This window comes from Rhodococcus sp. MS16 (genome assembly GCF_013277795.1).
GTDB lineage: Bacteria > Actinomycetota > Actinomycetes > Mycobacteriales > Mycobacteriaceae > Rhodococcus_F > Rhodococcus_F globerula.
The window spans coordinates 172,660-188,404 of record NZ_VBTM01000001.1 but is presented as its reverse complement, the minus strand read 5'-3'; the positions used below and the strand labels follow the sequence as shown (position 1 = coordinate 188,404).

15 protein-coding genes are annotated in these 15,745 nt (G+C 62.7%); 7 read left to right on the top strand and 8 right to left on the bottom strand.

Translation table 11 applies throughout. The annotated features are described in order from the left end of the window. The first annotated feature begins 14 nt into the window (after positions 1-14). Positions 15-2,087: a fructose-specific PTS transporter subunit EIIC gene (locus FEZ60_RS00875; RefSeq protein WP_172935338.1), complete on the top strand. Its 2,073-nt coding sequence runs from the start codon at positions 15-17 to the stop codon at positions 2,085-2,087. Positions 2,088-2,123: 36 nt separating this feature from the next. Then, positions 2,124-2,381 (top strand): HPr family phosphocarrier protein, encoded by a 258-nt coding sequence (locus tag FEZ60_RS00870; protein ID WP_033234824.1) that lies wholly within the window; start codon positions 2,124-2,126, stop codon positions 2,379-2,381. 66 nt (positions 2,382-2,447) lie between these two features. On the opposite strand, the gene FEZ60_RS00865 is transcribed toward FEZ60_RS00870, so the two are convergent. From FEZ60_RS00865 to FEZ60_RS00840, 6 genes are all read right to left on the bottom strand, one after another. Further along, positions 2,448-3,452, bottom strand: coding sequence for a hypothetical protein (locus FEZ60_RS00865; protein WP_346343313.1), 1,005 nt, complete (start codon positions 3,450-3,452; stop codon positions 2,448-2,450). 19 nt (positions 3,453-3,471) lie between these two features. Further along, the gene (gene hflX / locus FEZ60_RS00860) at positions 3,472-4,995 is read right to left on the bottom strand and encodes a GTPase HflX (RefSeq protein ID WP_045067393.1); all 1,524 of its coding nucleotides are present in this window, start codon (positions 4,993-4,995) and stop codon (positions 3,472-3,474) included. Between the two features lie 66 nt (positions 4,996-5,061). Continuing rightward, complete coding sequence (gene dapF / locus FEZ60_RS00855; protein WP_172935337.1) at positions 5,062-5,931, bottom strand: diaminopimelate epimerase; 870 nt, start codon at positions 5,929-5,931, stop codon at positions 5,062-5,064. A gap of 31 nt (positions 5,932-5,962) precedes the next feature. Then, a complete protein-coding gene (locus FEZ60_RS00850) occupies positions 5,963-6,679 on the bottom strand; it encodes a class F sortase (protein ID WP_242484357.1) in 717 nt (238 codons plus the stop codon). Positions 6,680-6,729: 50 nt separating this feature from the next. Then, a complete protein-coding gene (gene miaA / locus FEZ60_RS00845) occupies positions 6,730-7,671 on the bottom strand; it encodes a tRNA (adenosine(37)-N6)-dimethylallyltransferase MiaA (RefSeq protein ID WP_172935336.1) in 942 nt (313 codons plus the stop codon). Then, positions 7,668-8,399: a class III extradiol dioxygenase subunit B-like domain-containing protein gene (locus tag FEZ60_RS00840; RefSeq protein ID WP_033234827.1), complete on the bottom strand. Its 732-nt coding sequence runs from the start codon at positions 8,397-8,399 to the stop codon at positions 7,668-7,670. Before FEZ60_RS00840 ends, miaA begins: the two co-directional genes overlap by 4 nt. Before the next feature lie 139 nt (positions 8,400-8,538). Here FEZ60_RS00840 and FEZ60_RS00835 point away from each other — a divergent pair, with 139 nt between their 5' ends. Further along, positions 8,539-9,939, top strand: a complete 1,401-nt coding sequence (locus tag FEZ60_RS00835; protein WP_172935335.1) for a DUF349 domain-containing protein — start codon at positions 8,539-8,541, stop codon at positions 9,937-9,939. 62 nt (positions 9,940-10,001) lie between these two features. Here the strand turns inward: FEZ60_RS00835 and FEZ60_RS00830 are convergent, their stop codons facing one another. Together FEZ60_RS00830 and miaB are read right to left on the bottom strand one after the other, a co-directional pair. Next, positions 10,002-10,595 (bottom strand): hypothetical protein, encoded by a 594-nt coding sequence (locus FEZ60_RS00830; protein WP_033234997.1) that lies wholly within the window; start codon positions 10,593-10,595, stop codon positions 10,002-10,004. Continuing rightward, a complete protein-coding gene (miaB, locus tag FEZ60_RS00825; protein WP_346343325.1) occupies positions 10,592-12,094 on the bottom strand; it encodes a tRNA (N6-isopentenyl adenosine(37)-C2)-methylthiotransferase MiaB in 1,503 nt (500 codons plus the stop codon). Before miaB ends, FEZ60_RS00830 begins: the two co-directional genes overlap by 4 nt. A gap of 285 nt (positions 12,095-12,379) precedes the next feature. Here miaB and gluA point away from each other — a divergent pair, with 285 nt between their 5' ends. From gluA to FEZ60_RS00805, 4 genes are all read left to right on the top strand, one after another. Further along, positions 12,380-13,108 (top strand): glutamate ABC transporter ATP-binding protein GluA, encoded by a 729-nt coding sequence (gluA, locus tag FEZ60_RS00820; RefSeq protein WP_080711761.1) that lies wholly within the window; start codon positions 12,380-12,382, stop codon positions 13,106-13,108. A gap of 78 nt (positions 13,109-13,186) precedes the next feature. After that, positions 13,187-14,023 (top strand): glutamate ABC transporter substrate-binding protein, encoded by an 837-nt coding sequence (locus tag FEZ60_RS00815; RefSeq protein WP_172935333.1) that lies wholly within the window; start codon positions 13,187-13,189, stop codon positions 14,021-14,023. A gap of 100 nt (positions 14,024-14,123) precedes the next feature. After that, positions 14,124-14,804 (top strand): amino acid ABC transporter permease, encoded by a 681-nt coding sequence (locus FEZ60_RS00810; RefSeq protein WP_033234831.1) that lies wholly within the window; start codon positions 14,124-14,126, stop codon positions 14,802-14,804. Further along, positions 14,801-15,697, top strand: coding sequence for an amino acid ABC transporter permease (locus FEZ60_RS00805; protein ID WP_172935332.1), 897 nt, complete (start codon positions 14,801-14,803; stop codon positions 15,695-15,697). The genes FEZ60_RS00810 and FEZ60_RS00805 overlap by 4 nt, the downstream gene beginning before the upstream one ends. The last annotated feature ends 48 nt before the right edge of the window (positions 15,698-15,745 follow it).

The following is a 15,745-nucleotide window of genomic DNA, read 5'->3' as shown; positions in this document are numbered from 1 at the left end:
GTAAGGAAATCGACATGTCCGAACCCACCGCACGCAGTTCCGGCTCCCCGATCATCAGCCCAGAACTGATCTCACTCGACACCAACCTCGGCGCCTCGAAAGAGGACGTCATCCGTGCGCTGGCCGCGCGACTGACCGCGGCGGGACGCGCCGACAACGCCGACGGTCTGGTCGACGCCGCCCTGGCCCGCGAAGCGCAGTCCGCCACCGGCCTACCCGGCGGAATCGCGATTCCGCATTGCCGCGCCGAGGCCGTGACGTCGGCGTCGCTGGGGTTTGCGCGCCTCGATCCGAAGGTCGACTTCGGAGCCCCGGACGGTCCTGCCGACCTGGTGTTCCTGATCGCCGCCCCCGAGGGCGCCGGCGCAGAACACATGAAGCTCCTGTCGTCGCTGGCTCGCGCCCTGGTGCGGCCCGCATTTGTCACGTCCCTTCGGGAAGCCCCGACGCCGGATGAGATCGTGCGGTTGGTCGACGAGGTGCTCAATCCGGCACCGGCAAAGCCGACAACTCCTGAGCCGGCAGCTGCCGCTGTTTCCACAGCGAAACACTCAGCCGAGCCGACGCCGCCGGAACCGGCCCCGCCTGCCGCTGCCGAGCGTCACGTCGTTGCCGTCACGGCCTGCCCCACCGGAATCGCCCACACGTACATGGCCGCTGACTCGCTTGTTGCCGCCGGTGAACGCGCCGGTGTCACGGTCCACGTGGAAACACAGGGTTCGAGCGGCAGCACACCGCTCTCTCCGTCGCTGATCGCAAGTGCCGCGGCCGTCATCTTTGCCACCGATGTCGGGGTGAAGGGCCGCGAGCGGTTCGCCGGTAAACCCGTCGTGGCGTCCGGAGTGAAACGGGCGATCAACGAACCGGACAAGATGCTGGCCGAAGCACTCCGCGCCGCTGACAATCCCTCAGCGGCAACGGTGGACGGGACTGTCGCTGCCGGCGCGGATGACGGCGAGACCGGCGACGTCGGGTTCGGCACGCACCTGCGGCAGGTCCTTCTGACCGGTGTCAGCTACATGATTCCGTTTGTCGCCGCCGGTGGGTTGCTCATCGCACTCGGCTTCCTCCTCGGCGGTTACGAAATCTCCGGTCCCGCCGGGGACATCGTTCTCAACAACTCACTGACAAACCTGCCTGACGGCGGCCTCGCCACCTACCTCGGCGCCGTACTCTTCCAGATCGGTTCGCTGGCCTTCAGCTTCCTCGTGCCGGCGCTCGCGGGTTACATAGCCTTTGCCATCGCCGACAGGCCAGGTATCGCCCCCGGTTTCACGGCCGGCGCGGTAGCCGTCTTTGTCGGTGCCGGATTCATCGGCGGCCTCGTCGGCGGTCTGATCGCCGGTGTGGTCGCGCTGTACATCGGCCGGATCTCCGTACCGCAGTGGCTCCGCGGATTGATGCCCGTCGTGATCATTCCGCTGTTCGCCACCATGATCGTCGGCGCACTGATGTTCCTGGTCCTCGGTCGCCCCTTGGCCGCGATCACCACCGGACTCACCGACTGGCTCAACGGACTCTCGGGTAGCTCCGCCATCTTCCTCGGCATCATCCTCGGCCTGATGATGTGCTTCGACCTGGGCGGACCGGTCAACAAAGCTGCTTACGCCTTCGCCGTAGCCGGTCTGAACGTCGACGACCCCGCATCGCTGCGCATCATGGCCGCCGTCATGGCGGCCGGCATGGTCCCGCCGCTCGCGATGGCACTTGCATCCACCGTCCTGCGCCCCCAGTTGTTCAGTGAAGCAGAACGTGAAAACGGAAAAGCTGCCTGGTTGCTCGGCGCTGCCTTCATCTCCGAAGGCGCCATCCCCTTTGCCGCTGCCGACCCGTTGCGTGTCATTCCCTCGATGATGGCCGGCGGCGCCATCACCGGCGGTCTGATCATGGCATTCGACGTCACACTGAGCGCTCCGCACGGCGGAATCTTCGTATTCTTCGCAGTCGGCGGAATCGGCTGGTTCCTGGTTTCTCTCGCCGCCGGAACCGTCGTAGCTGCGCTGGCGGTCATCGGCGCAAAACAGTTCATCCGCAGTGGCCCGACAGACGCCGAGTTGGACCCCGAAATCGTGCCCGCTGCGGCATGATCGACATCACACCCACCACCACCCTGAGGAGTTCTCATGCCAAGTAAGACAGTTGCCGTAGGTTCCGCAGTTGGCCTCCACGCGCGCCCCGCTGCCCTCATCGCCGAAGCGGTGGGCGCCTCCGGAGCCACCGTGACTCTCGCCGTTGCCGGCGAAGAACCCGTGGACGCAGGCTCGGCGCTGATGATCATGACGCTCGGCGCCGCCAAGGGTGCCGAAGTCACCATCGAATCCGACGACATCGACGCCCTCGAGAAGGTTGCCGAGTTGGTTGCTGCCGATCTCGACGCCTGAATATCCGTCACCAGAGCCGGACGCTCGTATGAGTGTCCGGCTTTGGTGTTTCTATCTGCTGTGTTTCTATCTGCGCCTTCGGAAGCGGACGAGCAGACCACCACCGATGGCGATCACAACAACACCGCCGGCAATGCCCCACACCGCTGCGTTGCTCGACTCTTCGCCCGCTGACTCTCCGTTTTGCGACGCGAGTGCCATCTCGACTGCGCCGCGCAAGACGTACAGAGGCGGAAGCGCTTCACCCTTCGACTCGGAACCGATCACCAGATCGCCGGCTTCCGTGAAGGTGACGGACTCACCTTGAGGTTGATACGGCGTCGGGATGCGTAGCGGCCGCCCCTCGGTGAGTGCGGCGCCGATCCCCTTCTCGCCGACCCGGTAGAGATAGACATCCGAATAATTCCGCAGGGCCACCACCGAACCGTCTGCGGACACCGCGCCGCCGGTGAACATCGAAGCGGCAGTCCCGTCCCCTGTGCTGAGTGTTCCGACTCGCGTCAGCGGTGTCGGCCCGGGTTCGGCCAGCGCGGAAATACTCTGGCCCTGTGCTGGTGTGTAGATACTGCTCGTTCCGAAAAGTTCCTTCGTGACGACGAATACGCGGCCACTTCGATCGACCAGCACTGCTTCGGCGTCGTGCGGTCCGTCTGGGTAGGTCGCGCGATGCAACGACGCGCTACCCGACGCGGGGTCGAGCGTGATGAACGCGACGGTCTCGCGGGTCCTGAGGTTGTCGCCGATGTCCGCGAGAATCAGCGATCCGTCGTACCACGCGAGATCCTCGATGTCGTACGGGTCGATCGGCACGGGAATCCAGTTTCGCACAACACAATCGGTGTCCAGTTCCAGGACAACTTCGTCGTTTCCACTGTCGCCGACCCCGTAGATCCGGTTGCCGACGGCCACCATGCCGGAGAGTTCCTCGAGTCCGGGATCGGTCGGTGTGCAGAGTGGCTCGAATACACCCGTCTCCGGGACGGGTGTATTCGATTGCGCTCCAGCACTTCCGGACAGCAGGACTACCAGTGCGCCGGTAGCAGCGGCAGTTGCGAAGTAAGAACTACGCACTCGGTGCGTACTCGACCAACTACGCACTCGGTGCGTACTCGACCAGAGCCGACGCCAACATCTGTGGAACGCGCGCGTGAACCCGGGTTCCCGATTCCTCGTGAGCCGACTCCAGAATTGTTCCGTCGGAATGGATCTTGGCCATCAGATCGCCGCGGTGGTACGGAACCAGAACGTCGACTTCCACGTCGGGGCGCACCAGAACCTCGGCCAGGTGGGCCCGCAATTCCGCAATTCCCTCGCCCGTCTTGGCGGAGACGAACACAGCGCCGGGAAGCAACGCACGCAATTGCGTGAGCGTCACCGGATCTGCGGCGTCGATCTTGTTCACCACGATCAACTCCGGCGGCGCAGGCGAATTGGTCTCGCGCAGAACGTCCGTGATCACTTCCCGAACGGCTTTGATCTGTTCGGTGGGCAATGCATCGGAACCGTCCACGACGTGCATCAGCAGATTCGCGTCGGCAACCTCTTCGAGGGTCGAGCGGAATGCCTCGATCAACTGGGTAGGAAGGTGCCGAACAAAACCGACGGTGTCGGTCAGTACGTACTCGCGGCCGTCTTCGAGCGACGCCCGACGAGTAGTCGGATCCAGGGTGGCGAACAGTGCGTTTTCCACCAGTACGCCTGCCCCGGTGAGCGAATTGAGCAAGCTCGACTTACCGGCGTTGGTGTAGCCGACGATGGCAACAGCGGGGATGTCGCTGCGCAGTCGACGCGTCCGCTTGGTGTCACGGGCCGCCTTCATGGCCTTGATCTCGCGCCGCAGTTTTGCCATGCGCTCACGAATGCGTCGACGGTCGGTTTCGATCTTGGTCTCACCGGGACCACGCAGGCCCACACCGCCGTTGCTGCCGGCACGGCCACCAGCCTGGCGCGACATCGACTCGCCCCAACCACGCAGGCGAGGAAGCATGTACTCCATCTGAGCGAAAGCGACCTGAGCTTTACCTTCGCGGGACGTGGCGTGCTGAGCAAAGATATCGAGAATCAGGGCCGTGCGGTCGATGACCTTGACCTTGACGATCTTCTCCAGCGCGGTGAGCTGCGCAGGTGTCAATTCACCGTCGCAGACGACCGTGTCGGCGCCGGTCGAGAGCACGATTTCACGTAGTTCCTGGGCCTTGCCGGAACCGATGTACGTAGCCGTATCGGGTTTGTCGCGGCGCTGTACCAAGCTGTCGAGAACCTCTGATCCGGCCGTGTCCGCCAGTGCAGCCAACTCGGCCATGCTGGACTCTGCCTGCTCAGCAGTTCCCTGGGTCCAGACACCGACCAGGACAACACGCTCGAGGCGCAGCTGGCGGTACTCGACCTCGGTGACGTCTTCCAACTCGGTGGACAGTCCCGCAACGCGGCGCAATGCACCACGCTCGGAAAGCTGCATTTCACCAACCGACGGCGTTCCGGAACCGGAAGACGCTGCGTAGTCGGACTCGTCGGCTGTGTACTCGGCCTGCTCGCCTGCCGGTGAAGAGTCGGCAGCAAACGATTCTGCAGACTCGTCTGCAGTGGATTCTTGATTGTCATGTGATTTCGTCATACAAGATCCATGTTCCCACGAAACCTCACAGCGGCGCATCCGCTTTTCGCGCACGGCATACGCAGCTCACGCAAGTGATCGCCACCAGTCATCGCTGATCGATCCGGCTGCGAGCAGAACCGACGGTCCGCGAAGCTCGGCAACACCCTTGTCGATCGCAACCTGAACCGCGCCGCCGAGAACCTTGACGGTGACGGTGCCGTCGCTGCGACCGTCGTGGCGCAGCGCCGCAGCGGCTGCGGCAACAGTTCCGGTGCCACACGAGCGAGTCTCGCCGACACCGCGCTCGTACACCCGCATGCTGACGCCGCCGTGTTCGAGTGGCGTCACGAATTCAACGTTCACGCCATGCGGGAAGAACGCCGGATCGAATGCCGGTGCGATAGACAGATCGAGGGCCGCCAACTGCTCGGCGTGCAGATCTTTCTCGACGCAGGCCAGGTGCGGATTGCCGACGTCGATTCCCAGCCCGGTGAAGGCCCTGCCCTCGATGCTGGCGCTGCTGGTCCCCAGCTCGGTGACGGTTCCCATGCCTACGGTCACATCACCCGCGGTGGCGCCTGTGGCGTGAACTACCACCGGCCTCGCTCCGGCCCGGCTGCCGACCACGAACTCGCGACGGTTCTCGAGGCCGGACGCAGTCAGGTAATGCGCGAACACCCGAACACCGTTGCCACACATCTCGGCGATCGAGCCGTCGCCGTTGCGGTAGTCCATGAACCAGTCGTCGGCGGCAATTCCCGTCGGAATCTCGGTCAGGACACCGGCATCGGCGAGTGCACCGGCCCGCGCGACACGCAGAATCCCGTCGGCGCCCAATCCCTGACGACGGTCACAGAGCGCTGTGACGCGCGCCGGCTCGAGATCGATCGCGACATCGAGATCGGGAAGCACGACAAAGTCGTTCTGAGTGCCGTGGCCCTTGCTGAAATCCATGGGCGCCATCCTATCCGGACCTACCAGACCGTTACGCCGGTGAGGCCGTGACCACCAGGTTGTGCTCATAAGTGAATCCGGAGGGCATCGACGGATCAGGAACCGTCGGGCCGCCGCAGGTAACCAGAACCAGCCTCGGTGCACCCGCGTCCTCGAAGAACTCGGCCGGCAACGCCACCTTCTCGTAGAGCTTCAGACTCGCCGCGGTGTACGTGTACATGGTGCCCGCGTCGTCGGTGGCGTAGATCGGCGTTCCCGGTTTGATCTGGTGCAACGGCCAGAGCGCGCCGTGGGTGCGGTCGCCGTCGTCGACGTGCCCGGCAACAAGATTGGTGCCGTCCGGCTCACCGAAATGTACGTCGTTGAGGAAGTGCGAGACCTTGTCGGGGTGCGGAAGGATCATGCCGCGATTGGCGCCCAGACCACTGGTCACGATGTCGGCCCGCACGTCGAGGTCCGGGATCGCGAGTGTGTTCGGAGGCAGATCGGTCGGTGCCGCAGCCCAGATCATGCCGGGGTCCGGCGCTGTTCCGACCTCGAACGGAGCATCGGGCAATGGTGCGCTGATCGGTTTTCCCGCGGCACTGACAGCCAGGTAGACAAGGATGCCACCCGCCGCGAGAAACACGACGAGGAGAAGAACCAGGGGCAGAGTTGTCTTGCGCCTGCGGGGCGTTCGAGCGTGCGCCGCCGTCTGCACCATGTTCTCTTCACCCTTCGTCAGCCGGTCACCATGACCAATAACCATAACTGTAAGATAGCTGAATTCGGGGATTCGTTACACACCGGGCCGTGCAACTAGCGCATTTCCCCCTCTACAGCTGCGCGCGCGGCGTCCAGCAAATCGTCAGCGCCGCCGTCGAGCCAGTGCACTCGCGGATCGCGACGGAACCACGACCGCTGACGCCGAACGTATCGTCGAGTCCCGATGAAGGTACGTTCGAGCGCCTCAGCGAGGTTGTACTCACCGTCGAGATGCGCCAGCACCTGCGCATAGCCGATCGCTCGCGGCGCGGTCACGCCGTCGCGAAGACCCTGCTCGATCAACGCCTCTACCTCACCGACCAAACCGGTGTCGAACATCAACTCCGTCCGCAGTCGAATACGCGCATCCAACTGTTCCGTCTCCCGATCGACACCTAATATCCTTGTGCCCCAACGAGGTTCACCGATCTGCGGAGCTGATGCCGCGAAGGGCTGACCGGTCAACTCCACCACCTCCAGCGCTCGCACCATGCGGCGACCGTCGGTCGGAAGGATCGACGCAGCCGCGGTGGGATCCGCCGCCACCAGCGCGGCATGCACCGCCGCAATCCCCTCGTCGGCAAGAACAGCCTCCCACCGCGCACGCACAACAGGGTCCGTAGCCGGGAAGGCCCACTCGTCGAGAAGTGACTGCACGTACATCATGGAACCACCGACGATGACGGGTACTTTGCCCTCCGCCATCAGCCGCTCCGCGATTGTCATGGCGTCTTGTTGGTACCGCGCCACAGTGGCCGTCTCGGTGACATCGAGCACGTCGAGCAGGTGATGCGGAATCCCCCGACGTTCACCGGGCGGGAGTTTTGCAGTTCCGATGTCCATGCCGCGATAGAGCTGCATCGCGTCGATGTTGATGATCTCGCCGCCGAACTCCTGCGCCAGATCGAGCGCAAGATCGGACTTGCCCGCAGCCGTAGGACCGACCACGGCGATGGGTCGACAATCTCCAGTTTTGGAATCCGCGGTTTTGCTCACCGGCGCCACATCCCGACGTGATAGCCGACGCCAAGCGGTGCACTGCTGTAGTGCACCACCGCGTCGGGTTGCTCGGTGAAGACCGACGCCAAGACCTGCCACGCGGCCCGGCCCGACGCACCTATCTCGTCGCACAGCGCAGGATCCAGGTCCAGAAGCGCCGCCCGATCACCCTGCTCGAGCGCAGCGTCGATCACTGCCTGAACTGGCGCGGCTCGCTCGTCGAAGCTGCCCGGCGCCTTGGGGGTCAAGGTCGACGCTCCATCAGCGAGGACCAGCAGGCCGACCGGCTCGTCTCCGGCGTCCAGGAGTTCACGCAGCCGCGCGCCGAGTGTGCGGCATTCGTCCACCGACGCGTTAGTTGAAATCAGGTGTACATCGACGGACACGTCCGGCCCGGCCTGCTCGCGGAGCCAGCCCGCGACCAGAGCAGTCAACGGCAGCTCCGGATTGACCGGCCCGCGGGCATCGCCGTCGAGTCGGGTGCGAACGTCAGCTCCGAAGCCGGCAAAGGTCCCGACTTCTCCCCGTCCCACGCCTGCTGTTCCAGCCGTTTCCAGGACTTTCTCGGTGTCGGCGCCCACGGCGATCCATCGCGTCGCCGTGGCTGCCAGTTCCTGAACTACCTGGAGCACAGCCGCCCTGACCTCGCCGGCCGGAGCCGAGTCGCCCGACAATTGGGGAACAAGAAGTGGGGGTGACGGGACCAGTGCGGCAGCTGTGAACACAGATGCCACGCTAGTCCAACCCGAGGTGACAACCTGACACCCTGTTACCTGATTCAATAGTCGTAGAACGTGAGTACCGGGTTCAATGGAACCAGGAATGCGATCAGGCAGCCGTGACGCGCGGCAGAGACGAGGACCGATGACCGAGAACAGCGAACCCACCACCGGAACAGAGACCAGCTCGGCACCCGGCACACCAACCCCCGGTGCTGCCAAGCCGAGCGCGTCGACGCCCAAACCGGGCGCTCCGAAACCAGGTGGACCGCGACCAGGCGCGCCACGGCCAGGACCGGCTGCCAGTCGGCCGGCAGTACCGACTACCCCGGCAAGCGACCCGAGCAAGTTCGGCCGCGTCGAGGAAGACGGCACCGCCTGGGTGAAGACTGCCGACGGAGAACGCCAGATCGGATCCTGGCAGGCCGGTGACGCCGCCGAGGGGCTGGCCCACTTCGGTCGCCGCTACGACGACCTCGCCACCGAGGTCACTCTGCTCGAGGTGCGACTGACCTCGGGTGCCGGTGATGCGAAGAAAACCAAGGCCGCAGCCGTTGCGCTCCTGGAAACCCTTCCCACGGCAGCCGTGATCGGCGATCTCGACGCTCTTGCCACACGCCTCGATCACATTGTTGCCGGGTCGGACGAAGCCGCAGCTCACGCCAAGGAGGAGAAGGAGCAGTCGCGGGCAACCAATACTGCACGCAAGGAAGCCCTTGCCGCCGAGGCTGAGCAGATCGGTACACAATCCACCCAGTGGAAGACCGCGGGCGATCGTCTCCGCGAAATTCTCGACGAGTGGAAGACCATCCGGGGTATCGATCGTAAGGTCGACGACGCCCTGTGGAAGAGATACTCCAAGGCCCGCGAATCCTTCAATCGACGACGCGGCGCCCACTTCGCTGAATTGGACCGCGACCGGGCCAGCGCCCGCTCCACCAAGGAAGAATTGGTCGAGCGCGCCGAAAAGCTGTCGACGTCCACCGAATGGGGACCGACAGCGGGGCAGTTCCGCGATCTTCTGACCGAGTGGAAAGCCGCAGGCCGCGCCCCTCGCGAGGCTGACGACACTCTGTGGGACCGGTTCAAGACTGCGCAGGACGTCTTCTTTGCAGCGCGTAATGCAGCGGCCGCGGAACGTGACGCAGAGTTCGAGGAGAACGCAAAAGCCAAGGAAGCGCTGTTGGCCTCGCACGCCAACATCGATCCCGAGCACGGCCTCGACAGTGCCCGCGCGTCACTGCGTGACCTACAGGAAAAGTGGGACGCCATCGGCAAGGTCCCGCGTGATCGCATGCAGGACCTCGAGGCACGGCTTCGCGCTCTCGAGAGCAAGGTCCGTGACGCCGTCGACGCACAGTGGCGTCGTACCGACCCGGAGGCCCTCGCCCGCGTAGCCCAGTTCAAGGAACGGGTCACGCAGTTCGAGGAGCAGGCTGCCAAGGCTGAAGCTGCCGGCAAGACCAAGGATGCGGAGAAGGCGCGCGCTCAGGCCAAGCAGTGGCAAGAGTGGGCAGACGCAGCCGAAGGCGCAGTGAACGACTGAGCAGCCGAAGGCGCAGTTAACGACTGAGCGGATTTACCGTCGGCCGGCCCCGGTACGCGGGGTCAGCCGGCGTTCCACTCCTGATTCTTCTCAGCTTCCGCAGCAGCGATCCGGCGCTGTTCCTCGGCAGCCAACTGGATTGTCGTGCGCGCCCAGACGACCTTGAGCCAGTGGAACGTCAGGAATATGACGGTGAACCAGCCGATGACAAGTCCGATCGACGGTCCGGCTACGTGGAACGCTTCGGGAATTGTCTGACGCGACCAAATTGCCATCATGCCGAGCGCACTTGCGACGGCACTACCGGCCAGCGCGATCCACGCCACCGACCAACGACGCGTGACCAAGGCGAGCATCGAGAATCCGATGCCGAAGATCACAACAAACCAGACATACAGTCGCGAGAACAGTGCGATTCGTTCGGAAACCGCGTCCTGGTTGAACGCCAAGACGTCCCAGCCGTTGGCTGCCCCGGCGTGCGGAAGCGCAAGCGTTCCGACGAGCACCAGAACGGCAATCGCAACAACCATCGCTCGAACACCCGGATCGATTTCGCCGGCAATCTTTCGCTCGACGGCGTCGAGATCGGAACGGTATTCCTCGAACGAGGCATCGTCACCGGAAGGCGACGTTCTGTTGTCGTGTGCTGAACTCATGAATTGCATCCCATCTGAACGGGTTGTGGGGCTGGGGCACCGATCTTCGGCAGTCCGAGACCGACACCGATCGGTGCGGTCTTGGGCGTGATGCCCTGGTCGAAAGAATCTCCGGCGCGCGTGCGCCGATGGGTGAGCACTCCGTCGTCGGCAACGAGGTGGTGCGGCGCGCCGTGCGTGATGACCACCGTCACGACGTCGCCGGGGCGAATCGAGGTGTTCACGTTGCCTTCGGGCCGGAAATGCACCAAACGCCCATCACGTGCGCGACCGCTCATTCGGTGCGTCGCCGCATTCTTACGGCCCTCACCTGCCGCAACAAGGAGCTCCACTTCGGTGCCCACGAGTTTGCGGTTCTCTTCGATGTTGACTTCTTCCTGCACCGCCAGAAGCCTCACGTAGCGTTCCTGGACCACGTCCTTGGGGATCTGGTCTTCCATCTCAGCCGCGGGCGTGCCCGGGCGGATGGAGTACTGGAACGTGTACGCATTCGAGAACCGCGCCTTGCGTACGACATCGAGGGTTTCCTGGAAATCCTCTTCGGTTTCGCCGGGGAAGCCCACGATGATGTCGGTGGTGATCGCGGCGTGCGGCATCGCGGCACGCACCTTCTCGATGATTCCGAGGTACTTGGACTTGCGGTAGGAACGCTTCATCGCCTTGAGGACCTTGTCGGCCCCGGACTGCAACGGCATGTGCAACTGCGGGCACACATTGGCAGTGGTCGCCATAGCGTCGATGACGTCGTCGGTGAATTCGGCGGGGTGCGGCGACGTGAATCGGACGCGCTCGAGTCCCTCGATGTTTCCGCAGGCCTTCAGCAGGGACGCAAAAGCCCCGCGATCACGCGGTTGCTCGGGGTCGGCAAACGACACGCCGTAGGCGTTGACGTTCTGACCGAGCAGAGTCACCTCGGACACGCCTTCGTTCACGAGGGCCTGCACCTCGGCCAGGATGTCGCCCGGACGACGATCTACTTCCTTGCCGCGCAGCGCCGGGACGATACAGAAGGTACAGGTGTTGTTGCAGCCAACCGAGATGGAAACCCAACCGGCATAGGCAGATTCACGCTTCGCGGGCAGCGTCGACGGAAATGCCTCCAGCGCGTCGAGGATCTCGACCTCGGCCCGTTGATTGTGACGCGCACGATCGAGTAGCGCGGGCAGCGAACCGATATTGTGTGTTCCGAAGACCACGTCGACAATCGGCGCCCGCTTGACGACGGTCTCGCGATCCTTCTGCGCAAGGCATCCACCGACAGCAATCTGCATGTCGGGCTTGGCCTTCTTGTTCTGCGCCAACATACCGAGTGTTCCGTACAGTTTGTTGTCGGCATTCTCGCGGACGGCACAGGTGTTGAAGACCACCAGATCGGGATCGACACCGGACTCCACCTTGCGATAACCCGCATCTTCGAGAAGTCCCGACAGACGTTCGGAATCGTGAACGTTCATCTGGCATCCGTGAGTCCGCACTTCATACGTGCGGGCAGGGGGCACTGCGGTGGTTGCCGAGGCTTCAGCGGTGGTGGCCGCAGGCGCGGTAGAGGTCTTTTCGTCGATCAGTGACACGCTTCAGCCTAGCTCACGTCCACTACGGCGTGTAATAACGCCCAGGTAAACCGACAAAGCGCCACATAAACGTCAACGGCGTAAAATTTTCACTACCGTTACGCGGAACCCTGACGAAATGCGGGGCACAGACGGAAACTACGCCTAAGGTTCTCGGTTATGACCCAAGCCGACGATGCGACGACGCCGACTACCTCCGGCGATTCCACATCCATGATTTCGATGACCTCGGTGAACAAACACTTCGGGGAACTTCACGTCCTGCAAGAGGTCAATCTCGAGGTACCCAAGGGCCAAGTAGTGATCGTCCTCGGTCCGTCGGGCTCCGGTAAGTCGACACTGTGCCGAACCATCAACCGGCTCGAACCCATCGATTCAGGCACCATCGCCGTCGACGGCAAAACCCTCCCCGAGGAGGGCAAAGCCCTTGCCGCACTTCGCGCCGACGTCGGCATGGTCTTTCAGTCCTTCAACCTGTTCGCGCACAAGACGATTCTCGAGAACGTCATGCTCGCACCGATGAAGGTCCGCAAGGCGAAGAAGGAAGACGCCAAGAAGACGGCACTGCAGTTGCTCGAACGGGTCGGCATCGCCAATCAGGCCGACAAGTACCCGGCACAACTTTCCGGTGGTCAGCAGCAGCGTGTCGCCATCGCTCGCGCGCTCGCGATGCAGCCGAAGGTGATGCTGTTCGACGAGCCGACCTCCGCTCTCGACCCCGAGATGGTCAACGAGGTCCTCGACGTCATGACCTCCCTCGCCAAGGAAGGCATGACCATGCTTGTGGTCACCCACGAGATGGGATTCGCCCGCAAGGCCGGCGATCGGGTGCTGTTCATGGCCGACGGCCAGATCGTCGAAGACACCAACCCGACAGAGTTCTTCACCCACCCCAAGTCGGATCGGGCCAAGGACTTCCTCGGAAAGATCCTCACGCACTGATCAAGTCCTGCACCGACGTCCACAAGACACCCGTCTCGACTGCACAGTTCGAATGTCGACACAATTGAGAGGATCTCCATGAAGATCAATCGTTCCGTCCGTTTCGGAATCGGAATCATGGCCATTGCATTCGCAGCAACCGCCTGCGGCGGCGGCGAGGAGAGCAAGACGGTCAGCGAGAACGCCGCTGACGGCAAGCTCACCATCGGCATCAAGTTCGACCAGCCAGGACTCGGCCTGCGCAACGCAGACGGCACGTACACCGGTTTCGACGTCGAGGTCGCGAAGTACGTTGCAAACGAATTGGGCGTCAAGCCCGAGAACATCACGTTCAAGGAGTCACCGTCCGCCCAGCGTGAGACGTTGATCCAGAACGGCGAGGTCGACTACATCGTCGCGACGTACTCCATCACCGACGCACGTAAGGAAAAGGTCGGCTTCGCCGGACCGTACTTCGTCGCCGGCCAGTCGCTGCTCGTCAATGCGGACAACACCGACATCACCGGTCCCGAATCACTGAACGGTGGCAAGATCCTGTGCTCGGTGGCTGGGTCCACCCCCGCCCAGAAGGTGAAGGACACCTACGCCAAGGACGTCCAGCTCCAGGAATTCGACACCTACTCGGCGTGCGTCGAAGCGCTGCGCAACGGCAAGGTCGACGCAGTCACGACCGACGACATCATTCTCGCCGGCTACGCAGCACAGTCCCCCGGTGCATTCCGTATCGCCGGTGAGCCGTTCACGACCGAAAATTACGGAATCGGCTTGGCCAAGGACGATTCCGAAGGCCGCGGCAAGATCAACGATGCCATCGAGAAGATGATCTCTTCCGGAGCGTGGGCAGAAGCATTCACCGAGACGGTCGGCCCGTCCGGTTACACGATGCCCGCTCCGCCCACTGTCAACCGTTACTGATCCAGCTGAGCAGTAGCCATTCCAGGTGGGGTTTCCATTTCCGGAAACCCCACCTGGGTAAGCACTTTCAACAACGACCCATGAACTGGGGAGACCGTAAGTGAAAATACTCGACGATTACGGAAGCCAGATCCTCGAAGCGTTCTGGACCACGATCCAGCTCACGATCTTCTCGGCAATCGGCGCATTGATACTCGGAGTGATTGTTGCCGCGATGCGGGTATCTCCCGTACCTGTCGCCCGATTCCTCGGCGCCGCCTATGTCACCGTCTTCCGCAATACGCCGCTCACCCTGATCCTGCTCTTTTGTGTGTTCGGTCTGTACCAAACTCTCGACATCAGCCTCGCATCGACCAGTTCGTCAACCTTCGTGATCGACAACAACTTCCGCTTGGCCGTCCTCGGACTGAGCGTCTACACCGCGTCGTTTGTGTGCGAGTCGATCCGCGCCGGAATCAACACCGTCCATGCCGGACAGGCAGAAGCAGGACGGTCCCTCGGGTTGACCTTCCTGCAGAACCTCCGACTCATCGTTCTTCCGCAGGCTTTCCGCGCTGTGATCGCACCGCTCGGTAGCGTCCTGATCGCTCTGACCAAGAACTCCACCGTCGCCGCCGTCATCGGCGTGTCCGAGGCATCGAAATTGATGAAGGAGATTCTCGAAAACGAAGCCGCACTCTTCGTGACCGCAGGAATCTTTGCAGTCGGCTTTGTCATCTTGACCCTGCCGACAGGATTGCTCTTCGGTAAGCTCGCCAAGAAATTCGAGGTCGCACGATGACTAAGCAAGCAACGGTTCTCTACGACGCACCCGGTCCGAAGGCACGGGCACTGTACCGATTCGCTTCGGTTGTCGTAGCCGTCCTCGCCCTCGCCATCGCGTATGTCGTGTACCGCGCGCTCGACGACAAGGGGCAGCTGACCTCCGCCAAATGGGATCCGTTCGTGCAGGCGGACGTCTGGACGACGTATCTGCTTCCCGGCATCAAGGGCACCTTGATTGCGGCAGCACTGTCCATCGTGCTTGCACTGATCCTCGGCGCAATTCTCGGAATCGGCAGATTGTCCGATCACCGCGTTGTGCGAATTATCAGTGGTGTCATCGTGGAATTGTTCCGAGCGATTCCCGTGCTTCTGCTGATCATCTTCATGTACGCCGTTCTTGCCGAATACAAGATCGTGAAACTCGACTACTTGGCGCTTACGGCCGTCGTGGTGAGCTTGACGCTCTACAACGGATCGGTGATCGCGGAAATCGTTCGCTCGGGAATCAACTCACTCCCCCGCGGACAAAGTGAAGCCGCCAAAGCTCTCGGTATGCGCAAATCTCAAATCATGGTGACAATCTTGCTACCCCAAGCAGTCACAACCATGCTCCCCGCACTGATATCGCAAATGGTTGTTGCGCTCAAGGATTCAGCTCTGGGTTACATCATCGGCTACACCGAACTTGTTCGACAGTCCACCCAGCTGGGTGCTGCGTTCCAGAACTACCTGCCGGCGCTCATGGTGGCTGCTGTCATCATGATCATCTTGAACTCTTCGCTGACTTACCTGGCAACCAAGGTCGAGAAACGACTGAGGTCCGGAAAGCGAAAGGGCAAGGGCCCGATCGCTCCGCCGGTCGCCGATGTTGCGGTGTCGGTTCCGGGAATGGATCTGACCAAGCCGTGAACTGATCGACCTATTGCTTCACCGGCACCAGAAGCGGGGTGTGTCACC